Annotated in this window: 12 protein-coding genes, 1 tRNA gene and 1 riboswitch; of the genes, 12 read left to right on the top strand and 1 reads right to left on the bottom strand. The window is 56.8% G+C overall.

Annotated features, from left to right (window positions below; all coding sequences use genetic code 11):
* Positions 1–46 precede the first annotated feature (46 nt).
* The 4 genes from BLT69_RS08525 (at position 47) to BLT69_RS08510 (ending at position 4,175) form a co-directional block, all read left to right on the top strand.
* Positions 47–424, top strand: a complete 378-nt coding sequence (locus BLT69_RS08525; RefSeq protein WP_058237249.1) for a cold-shock protein — start codon at positions 47–49, stop codon at positions 422–424.
* The gene (locus tag BLT69_RS08520) at positions 417–1,229 is read left to right on the top strand and encodes a DUF3027 domain-containing protein (RefSeq protein ID WP_092648824.1); all 813 of its coding nucleotides are present in this window, start codon (positions 417–419) and stop codon (positions 1,227–1,229) included. Before BLT69_RS08525 ends, BLT69_RS08520 begins: the two co-directional genes overlap by 8 nt.
* A gap of 225 nt (positions 1,230–1,454) precedes the next feature.
* Positions 1,455–2,828: an NCS2 family permease gene (locus BLT69_RS08515; protein ID WP_257590441.1), complete on the top strand. Its 1,374-nt coding sequence runs from the start codon at positions 1,455–1,457 to the stop codon at positions 2,826–2,828.
* 30 nt (positions 2,829–2,858) lie between these two features.
* Positions 2,859–4,175, top strand: a complete 1,317-nt coding sequence (locus BLT69_RS08510; protein ID WP_092648822.1) for an MFS transporter — start codon at positions 2,859–2,861, stop codon at positions 4,173–4,175.
* Positions 4,176–4,191: 16 nt separating this feature from the next.
* On the opposite strand, the gene serC is transcribed toward BLT69_RS08510, so the two are convergent.
* Positions 4,192–5,349: a phosphoserine transaminase gene (gene serC, locus BLT69_RS08505; RefSeq protein ID WP_092648821.1), complete on the bottom strand. Its 1,158-nt coding sequence runs from the start codon at positions 5,347–5,349 to the stop codon at positions 4,192–4,194.
* 262 nt (positions 5,350–5,611) lie between these two features.
* On the opposite strand from serC, the gene BLT69_RS08500 reads away from it, so the two are divergent.
* From BLT69_RS08500 to lacZ, 8 genes are all read left to right on the top strand, one after another.
* Positions 5,612–6,301 carry a metal-dependent transcriptional regulator gene (locus BLT69_RS08500; RefSeq protein WP_092649147.1) on the top strand — a complete coding sequence of 230 codons (690 nt, stop codon included), beginning with the start codon at positions 5,612–5,614 and terminating at the stop codon, positions 6,299–6,301.
* Between the two features lie 96 nt (positions 6,302–6,397).
* A riboswitch (cyclic di-AMP (ydaO/yuaA leader) is annotated at positions 6,398–6,569 on the top strand.
* A 110-nt stretch (positions 6,570–6,679) separates the two neighbouring features.
* Complete coding sequence (locus BLT69_RS08495) at positions 6,680–7,348, top strand: C40 family peptidase (RefSeq protein ID WP_257590309.1); 669 nt, start codon at positions 6,680–6,682, stop codon at positions 7,346–7,348.
* A 188-nt stretch (positions 7,349–7,536) separates the two neighbouring features.
* The gene (locus BLT69_RS08490) at positions 7,537–8,466 is read left to right on the top strand and encodes a universal stress protein (protein ID WP_092648820.1); all 930 of its coding nucleotides are present in this window, start codon (positions 7,537–7,539) and stop codon (positions 8,464–8,466) included.
* A gap of 188 nt (positions 8,467–8,654) precedes the next feature.
* Positions 8,655–8,727: transfer RNA gene (locus tag BLT69_RS08485), tRNA-Arg, on the top strand.
* Between the two features lie 512 nt (positions 8,728–9,239).
* Positions 9,240–10,568 (top strand): ABC transporter substrate-binding protein, encoded by a 1,329-nt coding sequence (locus tag BLT69_RS08480; RefSeq protein WP_092648819.1) that lies wholly within the window; start codon positions 9,240–9,242, stop codon positions 10,566–10,568.
* Between the two features lie 129 nt (positions 10,569–10,697).
* Positions 10,698–11,639 (top strand): carbohydrate ABC transporter permease, encoded by a 942-nt coding sequence (locus BLT69_RS08475; protein ID WP_092648818.1) that lies wholly within the window; start codon positions 10,698–10,700, stop codon positions 11,637–11,639.
* The gene (locus BLT69_RS08470) at positions 11,636–12,553 is read left to right on the top strand and encodes a carbohydrate ABC transporter permease (RefSeq protein WP_092648817.1); all 918 of its coding nucleotides are present in this window, start codon (positions 11,636–11,638) and stop codon (positions 12,551–12,553) included. The genes BLT69_RS08475 and BLT69_RS08470 overlap by 4 nt, the downstream gene beginning before the upstream one ends.
* 203 nt (positions 12,554–12,756) lie before the next feature.
* Positions 12,757–15,774 (top strand): beta-galactosidase, LacZ type, encoded by a 3,018-nt coding sequence (lacZ, locus tag BLT69_RS08465; RefSeq protein ID WP_257590308.1) that lies wholly within the window; start codon positions 12,757–12,759, stop codon positions 15,772–15,774.
* The last annotated feature ends 166 nt before the right edge of the window (positions 15,775–15,940 follow it).

Below are 15,940 nucleotides of genomic sequence, written 5' to 3'. Positions count from 1 at the left end.
GCGGCACAGCTGCCCTGAGGGACTCTACTTTAAAAGGAGCGCGATCGTGCCGACCGGCAAAGTGAAGTTCTTCGATGCTGACCGTGGCTTCGGCTTCATTGGTGGAGACGATGGAGTTGAGGTTTTCCTCCATGCCTCTGCACTGCCACCCGAGACACCTACGCTCAAATCAGGAACCCGCGTTGAGTACTCGGTTGCTGACGGACGTAAAGGGCCCCAAGCTCTTTCCGTGCGCGTCATTAAGGAAGCTCACTCCATCGCAAAAGCGCACCGTCGCCGTCCCCAAGCCATGGTTCCCGTTGTTGAGGACCTCATCAAACTGCTCGATGACGCGTCGAACTCACTTCGACGTGGCCACTACCCAGAAAATGCGCGACAGGTAGCCAAAATGCTGCAAGCTGTCGCAGAGGATTTCGATGCCTGAAAAGACAACGCGACCCAGGAGTCGCAAGAAAGACGTCGTGCTGGAAGGCGCGGTTGAGATTGCGCGCCAAGCCGCTGAAGACGTCGCACGCCCCGGCACAGTTGGTGAACACGTCGGCATCCGCGTCGACGGTGACCGCTTGCTCACCCATCTGTTCGACAACCTCGATCCCGGTTATCGCGGGTGGACATGGGCAGTGACAGTTGCCCGCGTTCCGCGTGGACGCAAAGCAACGATCTGCGAAGTCGACCTTATCCCCGGTGACGATTCGCTGCTTGCACCGCCGTGGGTGCCATGGGCTGAGCGTCTGACTCCCGACGACCTTTCACGCTCAGATGTCCTGCCGTATCGCGCAGATGATGAGCGCCTCGATCAGTCCTACGAGGACGCCGGGGAGAATCCAGACCTGCCGACGACGCGTGAACTTGGCCTGGGCCGTGCGCGCGTCCTTTCAACCGAGGGCCGTCGCAGTGCCAGTGAACGCTGGTACCACTCTCAGCAGGGTCCGGCACGAGGCCGCCTGGCGAAAAATCCGTGTTCGACCTGCGGATTCCTGGTGAAGCTGCCAGGGGAGTTCCGCACAGTATTTGGTGTGTGTGCCAATGAGTGGGCTCAGGACGATGGAAAGGTTGTCAGCCTCGACCATGCGTGTGGTGCACACTCGGAAACCGATACACCGAATCGGAAAACTCAGTGGCCTGTGCGCCCATCTCACGTCAACGATTTTGGAGTGGAAACGGTCGAGCTGGGGCAGGCGAACCAGGCAGGTCTCCCTCGTCAATTTGTGCCCGTGACGAGGCCTTAAGGTGCCTGACGAGGTGGCGCGGCGTTATATCGGTCTCTTTCAGCACTACCCAGCTTGAAAAAGTCATGTCGAGCGGGGCACCATTTTCAGGTGAGCTCCAAAAATTCCAAGCAGCGCAACAATGCGCGCAATCACAGTGTAAAGAATCAGAAAAACGCCGCAGCTCAGTCACAGCGTTCTGCAAGCAGCGGTGTTGCACAAAACGGTCTCGATCGTTTCTTCCACATCACTGAACGTGGTTCCACGGTGGGCCGGGAAATCCGCGGCGGCTTCGTCACCTTCTTCTCGATGGCCTACATCCTGGTGATTAACCCGATCATCTTGTCGTCAGCTCTTCCTGAGAACATCTCGACCCAGGCAGTCGCCGCCGGCACCGCGCTTGTCGCAGGCATCATGACCGTCCTGATGGGTGTCGTCGCCAACTACCCGTTAGGCCTGGCAGCAGGCATGGGGTTGAACGCTATGGTGGCATTCACCCTGGTCGGCGCATCAGGTCTGACCTTCCAGGAAGCAATGGGCCTGATCGTGTGGGAAGGTATCCTCATCACGATCCTGGTGCTGACAGGCTTCAGGGAAGCGGTCTTCAAGGCGGTTCCTCGCCAGTTGAAGACCGCTATTTCTGTGGGCATCGGTCTGTTCATCGCTTTTGTCGGTCTGCTGAACGCCGGCATCATCCGTCCGGGCGGAACACCCGTCCAGCTCGGTGTTGACGGCTCCCTCGACGGGTGGCCCGCAGTGATCTTCGTCTTTGGCCTGTTCCTGACGATCATCCTGTACGTGCGCAAGGTGCGTGGCGCCATCCTGATCGGCATCCTCTCATCGACCGTTCTGGCCATCATCATCCAGGCGTTCGTGAAGATCGGGCAGAAGTCCGACGAAAACCCGACCGGCTGGGGACAGTCAGTTCCTGAAATCGATGGCGCACCGGTGGCTTTTCCTCAGTTCTCCTCCCTCTTCCAGGTCGACATGTTCGGCGCATTCGGCAAGCTGGGACCCCTCGCAGTGATTCTGCTGGTCTTCTCGCTGATGCTGGCTGACTTCTTCGACACGATGGGAACGATGGTGGCCGTGGGCGCCGAGGGTGACCTGCTGGACGAAAAGGGCAACCCGCCGCGATCCAAGCAGATTCTGCTCATCGACTCCGTTTCAGCAATGGCTGGCGGTATGGGTGGCGTCTCCTCGAACACGTCCTTCATCGAATCAGCGGCCGGCGTGGGCGAAGGCGCACGAACTGGTCTAGCATCGGTAGTGACGGGATGTCTGTTCCTTGTCTCGACCTTCCTTGCACCGATCGTCAACCTGGTGCCGACTGAGGCTGCCTCAACGGCTCTGGTCTTCGTCGGGTTCCTCATGATGGTGCAGGTTACCGACATGGAGTGGCACAAGCCCGAAATAGCGATTCCGGCATTCTTGACGATTGCCTTCATGCCGTTCGCCTACTCGATTTCGGTAGGTATCGGCGTTGGATTCATCGCTTACACAGCCATTCAAATAGCGATCGGCAAAGCACGCAGGATTCACCCGCTCATGTGGGTCGTGTCGATTCTGTTCGTGGCCTACTTCGCGTTGGGCCCGATTCAGCGCGCACTGCTTGGCTGAACGCTCAACCTTTAAGGAGTAGTTCGTCAGGTGTCCCGGACCTTCCACTCGCTGCGCTATACCAACTTCCGCTACTGGTTCATCGGCAACATCATTGCCTCGACCGGTACGTGGATGCAGCGTGTGGCTCAGGACTGGCTGGTTCTCACCGTCCTGACGGATAACGAAGGGTTCCAGGTCGGCGTGGTGACAGCACTGCAGTTCATACCACTGCTGGTGCTGTCACCATGGGCCGGTGTCCTGGCAGACCGCCTCAACCGCAGACACCTCATTCAGGCCATGCAGGTCTTGACTGCGGCTCTCGGGCTGATCCTGGGTGCCCTCGTGCTGACGGGCACCGCCCAACTGTGGCACGTCTACGTGCTGGCCCTGATCGGTGGAATCGGATCGACCCTCGATTCACCTGCCCGCCAGGCATTCGTGTCCGAACTTGTTCCCGCTGAATCACTGCCGAACGCAGTGGGACTGAATTCAACTGCTTTCAACTCGGCCCGCCTCATCGGACCGGCACTATCTGGCCTGGTCATTGATTGGGTGGGTCCGGGCTGGGTCTTCATCATCAACGGTGCGTTGTTTGCGGCGCCTGTGATTGCGCTGGCACTGATGCGCACAGATGAGTTGAACGCTCAGCGTCACGTCAAGCGCGAGAAGGGTCAGATCCGCGAAGGTCTCGCCTACGTGCGCTCGCGCCCCGACATCATCCTGATCCTCATCGTCGTGTCCGTGGTGTCAGCCCTTGGCATGAACTTCCAGATGACCTCCGCCATGATGGCCACAGAGGTCTACCACCGTCAGGCCGGCGACTACGGAATTCTTGGTTCCTTCATGGCGATCGGAGCGCTGACCGGCGCCCTTATCGCAGCACGTCGACGCGTACCGCGCCTTCGCCTGATTGTTCTGGCTGCAGCAGCATTCGGACTGGTTGAAATCATTCTGGGACTTGCACCCAACTACTGGTCGTTCGCTCTCATTTCGATTCCGACTGGCCTGGCGATGCTCACCATGATTACCGCGGCCAATGCCGCCATCCAGATCTCCACTGCTGAGGAGATGCGCGGACGGGTCATGGCACTGTACTCGATGATCTTCATGGGATCCACTCCGCTGGGAGCCCCGCTGATCGGCTGGATAGGTCAGCAGTTCGGTGCCCGCTGGTCAATCCTGATCGGAGGAATCTTCTCCCTCCTGATCGCTATTGCAGCCGGCGTGTGGGCGATTATCCACTGGGAAATCCGCGTCCGACTGCACTGGTCATTCCACCCGCTCGAAGCGGTCGGCCCTGTTGAACGCGCCAGGGCCGTTCAGGATGCGGCCGAGGCCACCCGACGCGCATCCGAAGGTGGATAGCGACCTGGTTCAGGCGCTAGGCGAGGGTATTGTCGATCACCCAGTCCACGCACTGTGTGAGTGCGCGAACGTCCCGGCTTTCCACCGAGGGGAATGTACCGATGCGCAGCTGATTGCGCCCGAGCTTACGGTACGGTTCGACATCAACAACCCCGTTGGCACGCAGAATCCGGCATACGCGCGCCGCATCGACGGTGTCGTCACAGTCCACCGTGACAACAACGGGGGAGCGCCACTGAGCATTGGAGACGAACGGCGTCAGGTGCGAGTGCGCATCCGCCCACTGGTACAGCACGTCCGAAGATTCGAGGCAGCGAGCTTCCATCACCTGCAGGCCGCCACCGGCCAGCATCCACTGAATCTGCTGATCCAGCATGATGAGCGTGGCGATGGCAGGAGTATTCAGCGTCTGATCCTTGCTCGAATTCCTGCATGCGATTGACAGATCCAGGATCTGCGGCATCCAGCGTGCATCATCGCCGTGCAACCTTTCGGCGCGCTCCTGAGCCGCAGGGGAGAGCAGCGCGACCCACAGGCCTCCGTCGGAGCCAAAACACTTCTGAGGGCTGAAATAGTAGACGTCCACATTGTTCAGATCGACGCGTACACCACCGGCGATCGACGTGGCGTCCACAACGGTCAGACAGTCATCAACGTTGACCCGATACAGCGGGCTGAGAGCACCAGTGGAAGTCTCGTGATGCGGGTATGCCGCAACGTCGATCGGTTCCCCTGAATCATGGACGACGGCACCCTCGTCAATGAGTGTGGCCACCGTGCCAGGCTCACTTTTCACAATCAGGGGTGCGGCAAGGTGGGGCGCGCGGGCGGCCTCGTCAGCAAGCTTTGAGCCAAACTCGCCGAAAACGGCGTGGGCGCTGCGCCTGCGAATCAGTGAGGTTGTAGCGACGGCCCAAAATGTTGTGGATCCACCATTGCCGAGGGCGACCTCCCACCCTTCGGGCAGGGAGAACAGATCGCGTAGCCCACTGCGGATCGATGCCACTATGGAGCGGACAGGCTGCTGACGGTGAGACGTTCCCATGATGAGTGGACGCATCAACGCGTCGAGCTGCTGGGTGCGAATCTTCGACGGGCCGCAACCGAACCGGCCATCGTGAGGCAAGAGCGTGTCAGGAATGCGAGGGCACTGAGCGTCCAACTGATCTGTCATAGCCCCCAAGGTAGTCCCTTTTCAGGCTCGAGAGTGCCAGCCTTGGCGGGGTGGACACTCGTGCCGTCGAAGCATCTGCGCTGCATGCGCACCGCCGCGAATAAGGCAACGTCCGCCTTCCGAATACGAGCGTTTACAGCGGCCGGCAGGCACCTTGACTTTTCGGCGTTCTGCAGCTATCTGCAGCGTTTTTCACTGTTCGACACTAAAGTCATTAACGTTGTGGCTAATACCACGTCACGAAATGGGGATGGAGGACACAGTGGGAGAGCTCATCGACACGACGGAGATGTACCTCAAGGCCATCTTTGAATTGGAAGAAGATGGGGTCACACCTCTGCGTGCCCGGATCGTCGACCGGCTCGGTCACTCCGGCCCTACTGTTTCACAGACGGTGTCGCGCATGGAGCGCGATGGTTTGCTGCACGTGTTGGGGGATCGACGCCTTGAACTGACGCGAGACGGATGGTACCGGGCCCGGGAAGTGATGCGCAAGCATCGTCTCGCTGAGCGCCTCCTCCTCGACATCATCGGTCTGGGATGGGCGGACGTCCACGAGGAAGCATGCCGATGGGAACACGTGATGTCCGAACAGGTCGAAGCGCGCCTGGTCAAACTGTTAGGTGTCCCACAGACGGATCCGTATGGCAACCCTCTTCCGGGTATTGAGATTGACCGTCCGGAAGTGTCCGTGGAGGTTGCGCTCAGAGAATCGGAACGTGTTGTAGCTCCCATTGCACGCATTGGTGAACCCATCCAGGCAGAGGTTGATGTGCTGGCACGCTTCGAAGAACTCGGCCTGTTTCCCACGGTCATGGCGGTTGCCGTGGCTGATGAGAAGACGGGAGATGTCCTGATTCGGGCGCTCAGCGACGAGGGTGAGGACGCTCATTTCCTTCGGCTGGATGTGGCTTTCGTCCCGCATCTGTTCTTTGCGATGGAACGCAAGTAGGGGTGCTGCAAATAATTGCGTACATCACCGTTATCATTGCGTGACATTTGAGGGGTAGACGCGCTAATGTATCTCTTGGTTGCGACGCATCCACCCACACACCATCCGCTTAAGCCAAACAATGGTGAGCGTGGGAAGCACCTGTTTGGCGCGGGGGACCCAAAACCTGACGTGATCGCCTGGCGATCTTGGGGTGAAGTCCCAAAGTGGACCGGACACTCCAGTCCGAACCCGACAGCTGACCTCGTAAGCGAATAAGTGGAGATTTTAAAAGAAGTGAAACGAACGAAAACCGTTCTGCGGCATCGCAAGGCATGCCGCCCTTTGACACCCTTGACACCGATTACTGATGCCGTGTCGTCGGTTACCCTTCAGCCCGTGCGTGGGACAGCTTTTGTTTCCGTGACGGGTCTTGCTTTGACCGCTGCTGTTGTCGGCACCGCTCAGGCAACCCCGGAAGGTGCTGACGCGCCTTCCACTCACGTCAAAGGCATTACTGCTGGCACTGAAAAAGCAGCACCGACCCTGAGCGTTCCGAACATCGCTTGGAAAGCATCTGACCTGATCGGTGACGAAGCTGCAGTCACGGCAGCAGCCTCTGAAGAGGCAGCGCCAGCTACTGAAGAAGCTGACGGGATGGAGGCCGCCAACCGCGATGAGGCGCGCGCGGAACTTACCGACGGTGAGCAGGCTCCGATCGCAGTGAACGCTGCTTCTGGCGATATCGTTTCGATCGCCATGTCTCTGCTGGGTGTGCCCTACGTCTACGGTGGTTCCTCACCGGCTGGATTCGACTGCTCGGGCTTCACACAGTACGTCTACGGCCTGGCGGGCATTTCCATTCCCCGCACCTCCGGAGCGCAGGGAGCGGCCGGCGTGTCGGTTCCTGCATCGGAAGCTCAGCCTGGTGACCTCGTGTGGCACGCATACGGCCACGTCGGCATCTACGCCGGAAACGGAATGGTTATCGAAGCCACCACACCTGGATCCGTTACCAAGGTCCAGGGTCTGTGGGGAAGCTACGAGTTCATCCGCGTCGCTCACTGACCTCAGCAAGGCGGCAGGGCTCCTTGGATGCGGGCTCTGACCTGATTGTCACGCGTGGGTCTCACCGTAAGGTGAGGCCCACGTTTTCATGCGAGCAGGAATCGTTTTACGCCGTTTCGATCTCTATTCGCCCCACAAAGGCCAACTTCAAGGCACAATGGTGGTAACACTTCATGAAGGAGGACAATATGGGGTCCAAGGAAGTTATCCTCGTCGGAACGGATGGTTCCACTGAGTCTCTGGCTGCTGTGAAGTGGGCGAGTGACCGCGCGGTTCGAACGGGTGCGCGAGTCCATGTGATCTGTACCTATGCGCTTGCCTCGTATTCTGCGGCCGCCCTCGACGGCGGGTACGCCATGCTGGACGACGAAGCTCTCAAGCGTGGGGCACAAACTGTCGTCGATGAAGCTGTCGAACATGCGAAGAAGCAGGGAGACATCCACGTTTCCAGTTCGATTGAGCCGGGGGATCCTGCAGGCGTCCTGGTTGACATGTCCAAAGAAGTGGACATGATCGTTGTCGGGTCGCGCGGCGGTGGCGGGTTTGCCGATCGACTGCTGGGAACAGTTTCCAGCGCCTTGCCGGCTCACGCGAAGTGCCCTGTGGTTGTCGTGCCGCGCCATACCAGCGGCAAGTCGTTCACCCCTGTGGAGCGAATCGTGGTCGGCAGTGATGGCTCCGAGGTTGCCTCTGCCGCCTTGAAGCGCTCCATTGATGAAGCTGAAGCGTGGGATGCTGAACTGACGGCAATTTCGGCGGTACCGATCGCGCAGGGCAACTCGATGATGGCGTGGATGCCGACGTCAATTGACCGCGAAGCGCTGCTGGCCGACGTGCGTCAGGGACTGAACATGGCGATTGATTCTGCGCTGGCTGGCCGTGACATCCATGTGGCGCGTCACGCGTTGGACGGATCGCCCGCGTCGCTTCTCATCGAGTTCTCAACAGCCGTTGACTTAGTGGTTGTGGGAACACGTGGGCGCGGTGGGTTTGCAGGGGTCTTGCTGGGATCGACTTCTCAGACGGTTCTGGGCCATTCAACCTGCCCGGTCATGATCGTCCCCTCTGAACGCACAGATGACTCACCCGCGCCGCAAGGCACTTGGGAGCGCCGCTAGTCAGTTCGGAGCGGCGCACGGTACCTAGCGTGCCGCTGGTCAGTTCCGAGCGTCTCAATACAGATGACGGTAGTGCGCTAGCCAGTGCTGAGCGCGGCAAGGTAGCTGAGACGACCTAAGTCGCATGCGGCCGCGATGTGGCGAACCAAAACGAGGGTGATACTCTATTCCTTGCGCCTTGGCGCACTGCCCTCGTAGCTCAGGGGATAGAGCACCGCTCTCCTAAAGCGGGTGTCGGACGTTCGAATCGTCTCGGGGGCACAAAATGCTCTGGGAATTTTCTGCCACGGAGGCGACCTTAGCTTTGGGGCGTGAGCTTGTTGCTGGGGACATTTCGTAGTGCTTCGTCCCCTGCTCTTTTAAGCGCCCACGGCCAGAGTTGTGCAGAAAATGTGGAGCGCGTAGCGCGTGCTCCTTGGATTGGCGCCTGTTCTGCTACGGGTACTTTCTCACTGTTGTGAGGTCACTCTTGATTATGAACAAGATGGTGAACAGAAGAGTTGCGGCTGAAGCCAGCTGTGTGAAGTGAAATAGTGTTGATGCATGCGGTTACAAAGGGCTAGGGGTTTGCAAGCCTGATCCTTACGCCAAGAGTTTAGACCATTCGGTCAATTTGGTTTATGAAGGCACGTGAGCTAGCATTCTTTTAGCAGTAGAACTCAAAATCGATTCATTAAGGTCACGCAGTAGTGGCTTATTGACTTAAATCCTCGCTGAGTTCTCCGGCTGGTAACGCTACCAAATAGATACGTAGATAGGGAGGATCCTACAGAATGCGTGTATCGAGAAGTTTTTCTGTGCCAGTGTCGCTTTTGACAGTTGGTGCCTTTGCTTTGACAGCATGTTCCTCGCAAGGCAATTCGGGTGAACAGTCTGCTAGTGCCGAGTCCTCGAATGGGGGAGCTGTTGAGCTCACCTACGTTCACCGCCTGCCTGACGGGGAAGGTATGGTCAAGGTTGCAGACATCGTCGCAGAATGGAATAAGGAACATCCCGACATTAAGGTCGACTCGGTCAAGTTTGACGGCAAGGCAGATGAACTGATCAAGAAGCTTGAGACAGATGTGAAAGCCGATAATGCTCCATGTCTTGCTCAAGTTGGATACAGTGAACTGGCTGAAGTGTATGTAAAAGGACTTGTTCAAGACGTTTCTGCTGAAGCAGAAAAATACAAGGATGGATACGCATCAGGTGCATTCGATGCAATGTCAATTGACGGCAAGTACTTTGGAATTCCGCAAGATACCGGTCCTCTCGTTTACTTCTACAACAAGGCGGAATTTGACAAGTTAGGAATTGCGCCTCCTACGGATCTGAACGAATTCCATGAGGCTGCTGCCAAGGCGGCAGCCGCTGGTAAGTACATCGTCAACCTGCCTCCGGATGAGGCTGGCAGCATCCTGCCTGCACTTTCTGCCGCTGCTGGTAATCCTTGGTACGAGATCGACGGATCAAAATGGGTCATCAATGCTGATGGGCCTGGTGCCGTCAAGGTAACCGATTTTTGGCAGACGATGCTTGACGAGAAACTCACATCTACGCTCCCGCGTTGGGATGACTCATTCAAAGCCGCTCTGAACTCCAAGGAAATAATTGGAACAATCGGAGCTGCTTGGGATGCAGCTCTTTTGCAAGGCGACATGACCGGCTCAGAAAACGAGGGTGAGTGGGCCGTAACCCAGCTTCCTGACTTTGGTAAAGGCCAGGTAACTGGACCTAATGGTGGTTCTGGCGTAGCGGTGTTGAAGGGATGCCAGTATCCAGCAGAAGCGATGCAGTTCAACGATTGGTTTAATCAGCAAACCGCCTCCTTGGCTAGCCAGGGATTGGTTGTCGCGTCATCTAAAGAAACTCCTGATACCCCGGAGCAAATGAAGGCTTTCTACGGAGGCCAGGACGTGATGAGTGAATTGCTTCAGGCCAATAACAACATGGCTTCGAACGTTTTGACAATTCCCGGATATTCCTCTGTAATGCCGAAGATCAATCAAGCGGCCAGCGATCTGATTGCAGGCAAGCTCAAGGCTAAAGACCTGCTTGATGTTGCCACGACCGAGTCGAAAGCAACCTTGCAGAATCTTGGGCTTGAGGTAGCTGAGTAGGTGAAGTTTCATACCACGGCTTGGAGAGCCTAGAAACAGGCTCTCCAAGCCAATCTTTACCGCTAAGGCTGGAGAAAAAAGGCTGGAGTCCATTAAGAGCAGCTTAGGAAATAGGAGGCAAGAACTCTGATGCTCAAGGGTGAGAAGTCGGCTACTCAAAAGATTCGAAAATACAGAGCTGCAGATACTAAGACGGGCTGGAAGTTCCTTGGTCCGTTTATGTTGGGCTACACGCTAATCTTCCTGCTCCCAATATGTGTTGCTATTTACTACAGTTTCTTTCAGCAGATGACGTCCGGTGGCAGTGCTTTTGGTGGCGGAGAGCTGAAGAATGTTTTTGTAGGTTTCGGTAACTACGCGTACGTTCTTACGAGTGCAGGGTTTTGGCATGGCGTTTTGCGTGTTGGAATCTACACCTTGTTCCAAGTTCCCATCATGATCGGCGCTGCTCTATTCTTGGCGCTCCTGCTGGATTCATTTTTGGTTAGGCATGTGGCGATCTATCGCCTCGGGTATTTTCTGCCATATGCGATTCCAGGTGTGGTGGCTGCGATGATATGGATGTATCTGTACACGCCAGAGGTCTCGCCGATTGTGCGCGCTTTTTCTTATTTGGGTGTGAACGTAGATTTCTTCTCAAAGAATATTATCCTCGCGTCGATGGCAAATATGACGACGTGGACTTTCACGGGCTATAACATGCTCATTTTCCTCGCGGCCTTGCAAGCAATTCCGCGGGAACTATATGAAGCAGGTAGAATCGACGGAGCGAGCGGCTTCCAAATTGCAGTCAAGATTAAGGTCCCAATGGTTCGCGGAGCAGCACTGCTGACTGTTCTTCTATCGATTGTAGGAACAATCCAGCTCTTTAATGAACCTACTGTTATGGCAACGAGTCAGACTTGGATACCAAAAGACTTCACCCCGATGATGATGGCTTATAACACGATGATGGGAACGATGACTCCTTCGGGTGACGGTCCGGCATCGGCGACTGCTGTGGTTATGGCTTTGATTGCAGGTGTTCTTGCAGTGACGTATGCCTTGGTTGAGCGGAGGATAAACAAGTGATTTCTTCAAGTCGTGTTGAAAAGAGACGCAACGTCGAAGTTAAGGCTTCGATTCCGAGAGCTTTAGCTCCCAAGCCGTTGTCGCGAATCCTGACGTTAGTTCTACTAACGCTCGTTTTGATCTACTTCCTTTTCCCAATCTACTGGGTCATCATCTCTTCAACTAAGACGAATGGCGAGCTCGTATCAAGTGATGGGTTGTGGTTTGCGACAGACCTGCAAAATCTGCCCAACGCGATCGTTGCCAGTTACAGCCGACTGATGGAGTGGACCCAAGGATATTTTTGGCGTTGGATTCTCAATTCGCTTATATACTCGATCGTCTCAGCGGCCTTGGGAACTTTACTGTCAGCGATGGCAGGATATGCGCTTGCGAAGTTCTCTTTTCCGGGCAAACGCATTTCGTTCGGAATTATCATGGCAGGCCTTTTGATGCCCGCGACCCTGCTGACGATACCGATGTACATCATGTTTCTACGCCTAGGCATCACGAATACGATGTTGGCGATTATCATTCCGTCAATAGTGTCACCTTTTGGTGTCTTCCTCGCGCGTGTCTATTCCGCTTCATCGGTTCCGACTGAGCTTATTGAGGCTGCTCGAATCGACGGCGCCTCCGAGACTCGAATCTTTTTCGATATCGTCATGCGTCTCTTAGCTCCTGCACTCGTCACCATATTCTTGTTTATCTTCGTAGCGACATGGAATAACTTCCTGCTGCCTTTGATTATGGTGTCTAGTCCTGAGATCAAGCCCGTAACTTTGGGTTTGTACGGCATGATGAGTTATTTCAATCCGGAAAAGGGCGCGGTCATGATGGGGGCGCTCCTAGGTGTTATTCCGCTTATCGTTATCTTTATTGGCCTGCAGCGCTATTGGCAAGCAGGTTTGGCCTCAGGGGCCGTCAAGGGGTAAACCTCAGCGTATAGGTCCTTGCGTGGGGACGAGATCACGCTCGTCCACGAAGGTGAGCGAGGAGTTCACTTGAGATCACATCCGGTTACGTAACCATATAAGCTTGAACACATATAAACGTCCCACACAACGCACACGTGGGTGGATTGGGCTCGTGCATGCTCGGCATGTAGCTCCAAAGGAAGGAACAAGAGGAGCTTTTCGTGATTGATATTTCCGCAAAGATCAACAACCCGCAGTCTTTCGCTGAAAATCGGATGCCTGCTCACTCAGACCACCGATGGTTCAACAGTGCGCGCAGCGCTGCCCTCGGCAATTCTGAATACGAGCAAAGCCTGAACGGACTGTGGAAAATCCACTATGCAAAAAACCTAGCGGCAACTGTGCCGGGCTTCGAAGCCGTTGGATTCGACTGCTCAACGTGGGATGACATCCCAGTCCCCGCGCACATTCAGATGCACGGATACGACAATCCGCAATACGTGAACGTACAGTATCCGTGGGATGGTCAGGAGGATGTCGATGAAGGCCGCGCTCCCGAGCGTTTCAATCCCGTCGCTTCCTACGTGCGTACCTTCACCCTTGACCGGCCGCTCGAAGAAGGGGAGCGAATTTCCGTCTCCTTCAAGGGCGCTGAAAGTGCACTGGTTGTGTGGCTGAACGGCACATACATCGGATACGCCACCGACACCTTCACGCCCAGTGAATTCGACATTACCGACGCGCTGGTCGAGGGGAGCAACAAGCTCGCAGTACAGGTCATCAAATGGTGCGCCGCCTCATGGATTGAAGACCAGGACTTCTATCGATTCTCCGGCCTGTTCCGCGACGTCGTGCTCTACCGGCGGCCCGCTGTCCACCTCGAAGACCTGTGTGTAAGCGCCGAGCTGACTGACGATTACTCACGTGCCATCGTGCGCGTCAAACCAGTCGTCATTGGCGAGGGTGACCTGACCGTGGCGCTGGACGACGTGGGGGAGCTCAATCGCTCCGACGACGGCACTTACGAGATCACCATTGAGCAGCCACACCTGTGGAGCCACGAAGATCCGTACCTGTATGACCTCACGTTGGAGTTGCGTGACAACGACGGGCAACTGCGTGAAGTGATCCCTCAGACCGTGGGCATTCGACGCTTCGCCATCGAAGACGGCGTGATGAAACTCAACGGCAAACGCGTGATCTTTACTGGAGTGAACCGGCACGAATTCGGCCTTGATGGTCGCGTGATGAGCCGCGAGCAAACTGAACGCGACATCATCATGCTCAAGCAGGCCAACATCAACGCGATCCGCACCAGCCATTACCCGAACAACTCGTTCCTGTATGAACTGTGTGACCGCTACGGACTGATGGTCATCGACGAAATGAACCTGGAATCCCATGGCGTGTGGGACAGGATGTTGCTGCGCGGTGAACCGATCGATCACACCTTGCCGGGTAATCGTGAAGAGTGGCGCGGCGCACTGTTGGACCGCGCAGCGTCAATGCTGATGCGCGACCGCAATCATGCCAGCATTGTAATCTGGTCATGCGGCAATGAGTCCTACGGCGGTTCGATGATCGCAGCGGTGGCCGACTATTTCCGCGAACACGACTCGCGGGTCGTACATTACGAAGGTGTCGTTCACGACAACCGCTACCCGAACTCCACTGACATCCACTCAGAGATGTACACACCGGCCGCAACAGTCGAAGAATTCTTGGCTCAGCACCGCGACAAGCCGATGATCCTCTGCGAGTTTGCGCACGCCATGGGCAACTCGTTCGGCGCCGTTGACAAGTACCTTGACCTGGCGCGCCGCGAGGAACTTTTCCAGGGCGGATTCATCTGGGACTTCGCTGACCAGGCAATCGCCATGCGCGACAAATACAACCGCCCGTTCTTCGGATACGGCGGGGACAACGGCGAGGCGCCAACGGACTACGAATTCTGCGGCAACGGCATCTACTTCGCTGATCACACGCCTACCCCGAAGATTCAGGAAGTCAGCTATCTGTTCCAGGATTTCGACATCACAGTTGAGCGTGCGAAAGTGACAATTGAAAACCGCTGCATGTTCACGAACTCCGATGCGTTCATATGCGTGGTAAGCCTGGAACATGAAGGTGCCACGCTGGCTCAGGGGGCCCTCGACACTCATGTTGAACCGGGAGAAAATGCCACCTACGACCTGCCGTTCAGCCTGCCTGAAGAAGCAGGCGAATACGTCATCAACGTGGAAATGCGCCTGCGTGAGGACACCGAATGGGCCGAGCGTGGACACGTCATCGCCTACGGGCAGGGAGTCTTCGCTGTAGAAGGAGCTGCGGCTCCGGCTACGGGCATTCCTGCACCTCGAGTAGTGGAAGGCGTGCGCAATATCGGTGTGCACGGCGAACACTTCTCCGCTCTGTTCACCTCGGCGCGTGGACTGACGTCCTACCGGTACGGCATGACAAGCGAGGGCGGGCGCGAACTGCTCCACAGCACAGTGCGCCCGAACTTCTGGCATGCGCCCACCTCGAATGAAAACGGGTGGAACATGCAGCGCGAATGCGCTCCCTGGCTCATTGCCTCACGGTATGCAAGACCGGTCGACGAGGAAGCGAAGGTGGAAACAGACGCCACATCGGCAACAATCACGTTCCGCTACGACCTGCTGACCACCCCGGGTGCCATGCTCACCGTGGCGTACAGGGTTGACGGAAACGGTCGTATCACGGTCACGATGACGACAACGCCTGACGCGAAGCTGCCGTCGATGCCTGAATATGGTGCACTGTTTGAACTGTCGGACCGTCTGACCCACATGCGCTGGTACGGCGAAGGGCCTGAGGAGTGCTACGTGGACCGTCGTCAGGGGGCGCGCCTGGGTGTCTACGACCTGGAAGTGGCCGACGCGTTGACCCCGTACCTGCGTCCGCAGGAAGCAGGCTCACGCACGGGCGTGCGCTGGGCGGAATTGATCGACGAGGATGGCTGGGGCATCCGTTTCGAGGCTGACGAGCCGATGGAGTTCTCCGCTTTGCCGTGGACCCCGTTTGAGATCGAAAACGCTGCCCATCCCAACGAGTTGCCCGCCCCGATCAAGACTGTGGCCCGACCGGCGCTGATGCGTCGCGGCGTGGCCGGCGATGATACGTGGGGTGCTCGCACCCACCCTGAATATGAGCTGCCGCGAGGTGAGAAACTCCAGTTCACCTTCAGTTTCTGTGGCGTTGTGAACGCCTCGTACTGAACGGCTGCATCAACCGGCTTGAATAAACCGTGACCTGATGACCTGTGGTGTCTGCCCTCGGTACGCACCACAGGTCATCAGTCATATCGAACAGGTTTGAGATTCAAGACACACTCATTGCCGCGATTAAGGACATCAATCTCGGACAAGCGGAGTAGACCCTCAC

It is taken from the genome of Schaalia radingae (assembly GCF_900106055.1).
GTDB lineage: Bacteria > Actinomycetota > Actinomycetes > Actinomycetales > Actinomycetaceae > Pauljensenia > Pauljensenia radingae_A.
Note: the sequence above shows the minus strand (reverse complement) of the source record. Positions and strands in the feature narration are given on the sequence as shown.

Coding starts and splice junctions, on each gene's coding strand:
- BLT69_RS08475 (WP_092648818.1), top strand. CDS start 10,698: ATGCTCAAGGGTGAGAAGTCGGCTACTCAAAAGATTCGAAAATACAGA.
- serC (WP_092648821.1), bottom strand. CDS start 5,349: ATGACAGATCAGTTGGACGCTCAGTGCCCTCGCATTCCTGACACGCTC.
- BLT69_RS08490 (WP_092648820.1), top strand. CDS start 7,537: ATGGGGTCCAAGGAAGTTATCCTCGTCGGAACGGATGGTTCCACTGAG.
- BLT69_RS08480 (WP_092648819.1), top strand. CDS start 9,240: ATGCGTGTATCGAGAAGTTTTTCTGTGCCAGTGTCGCTTTTGACAGTT.
- BLT69_RS08520 (WP_092648824.1), top strand. CDS start 417: ATGCCTGAAAAGACAACGCGACCCAGGAGTCGCAAGAAAGACGTCGTG.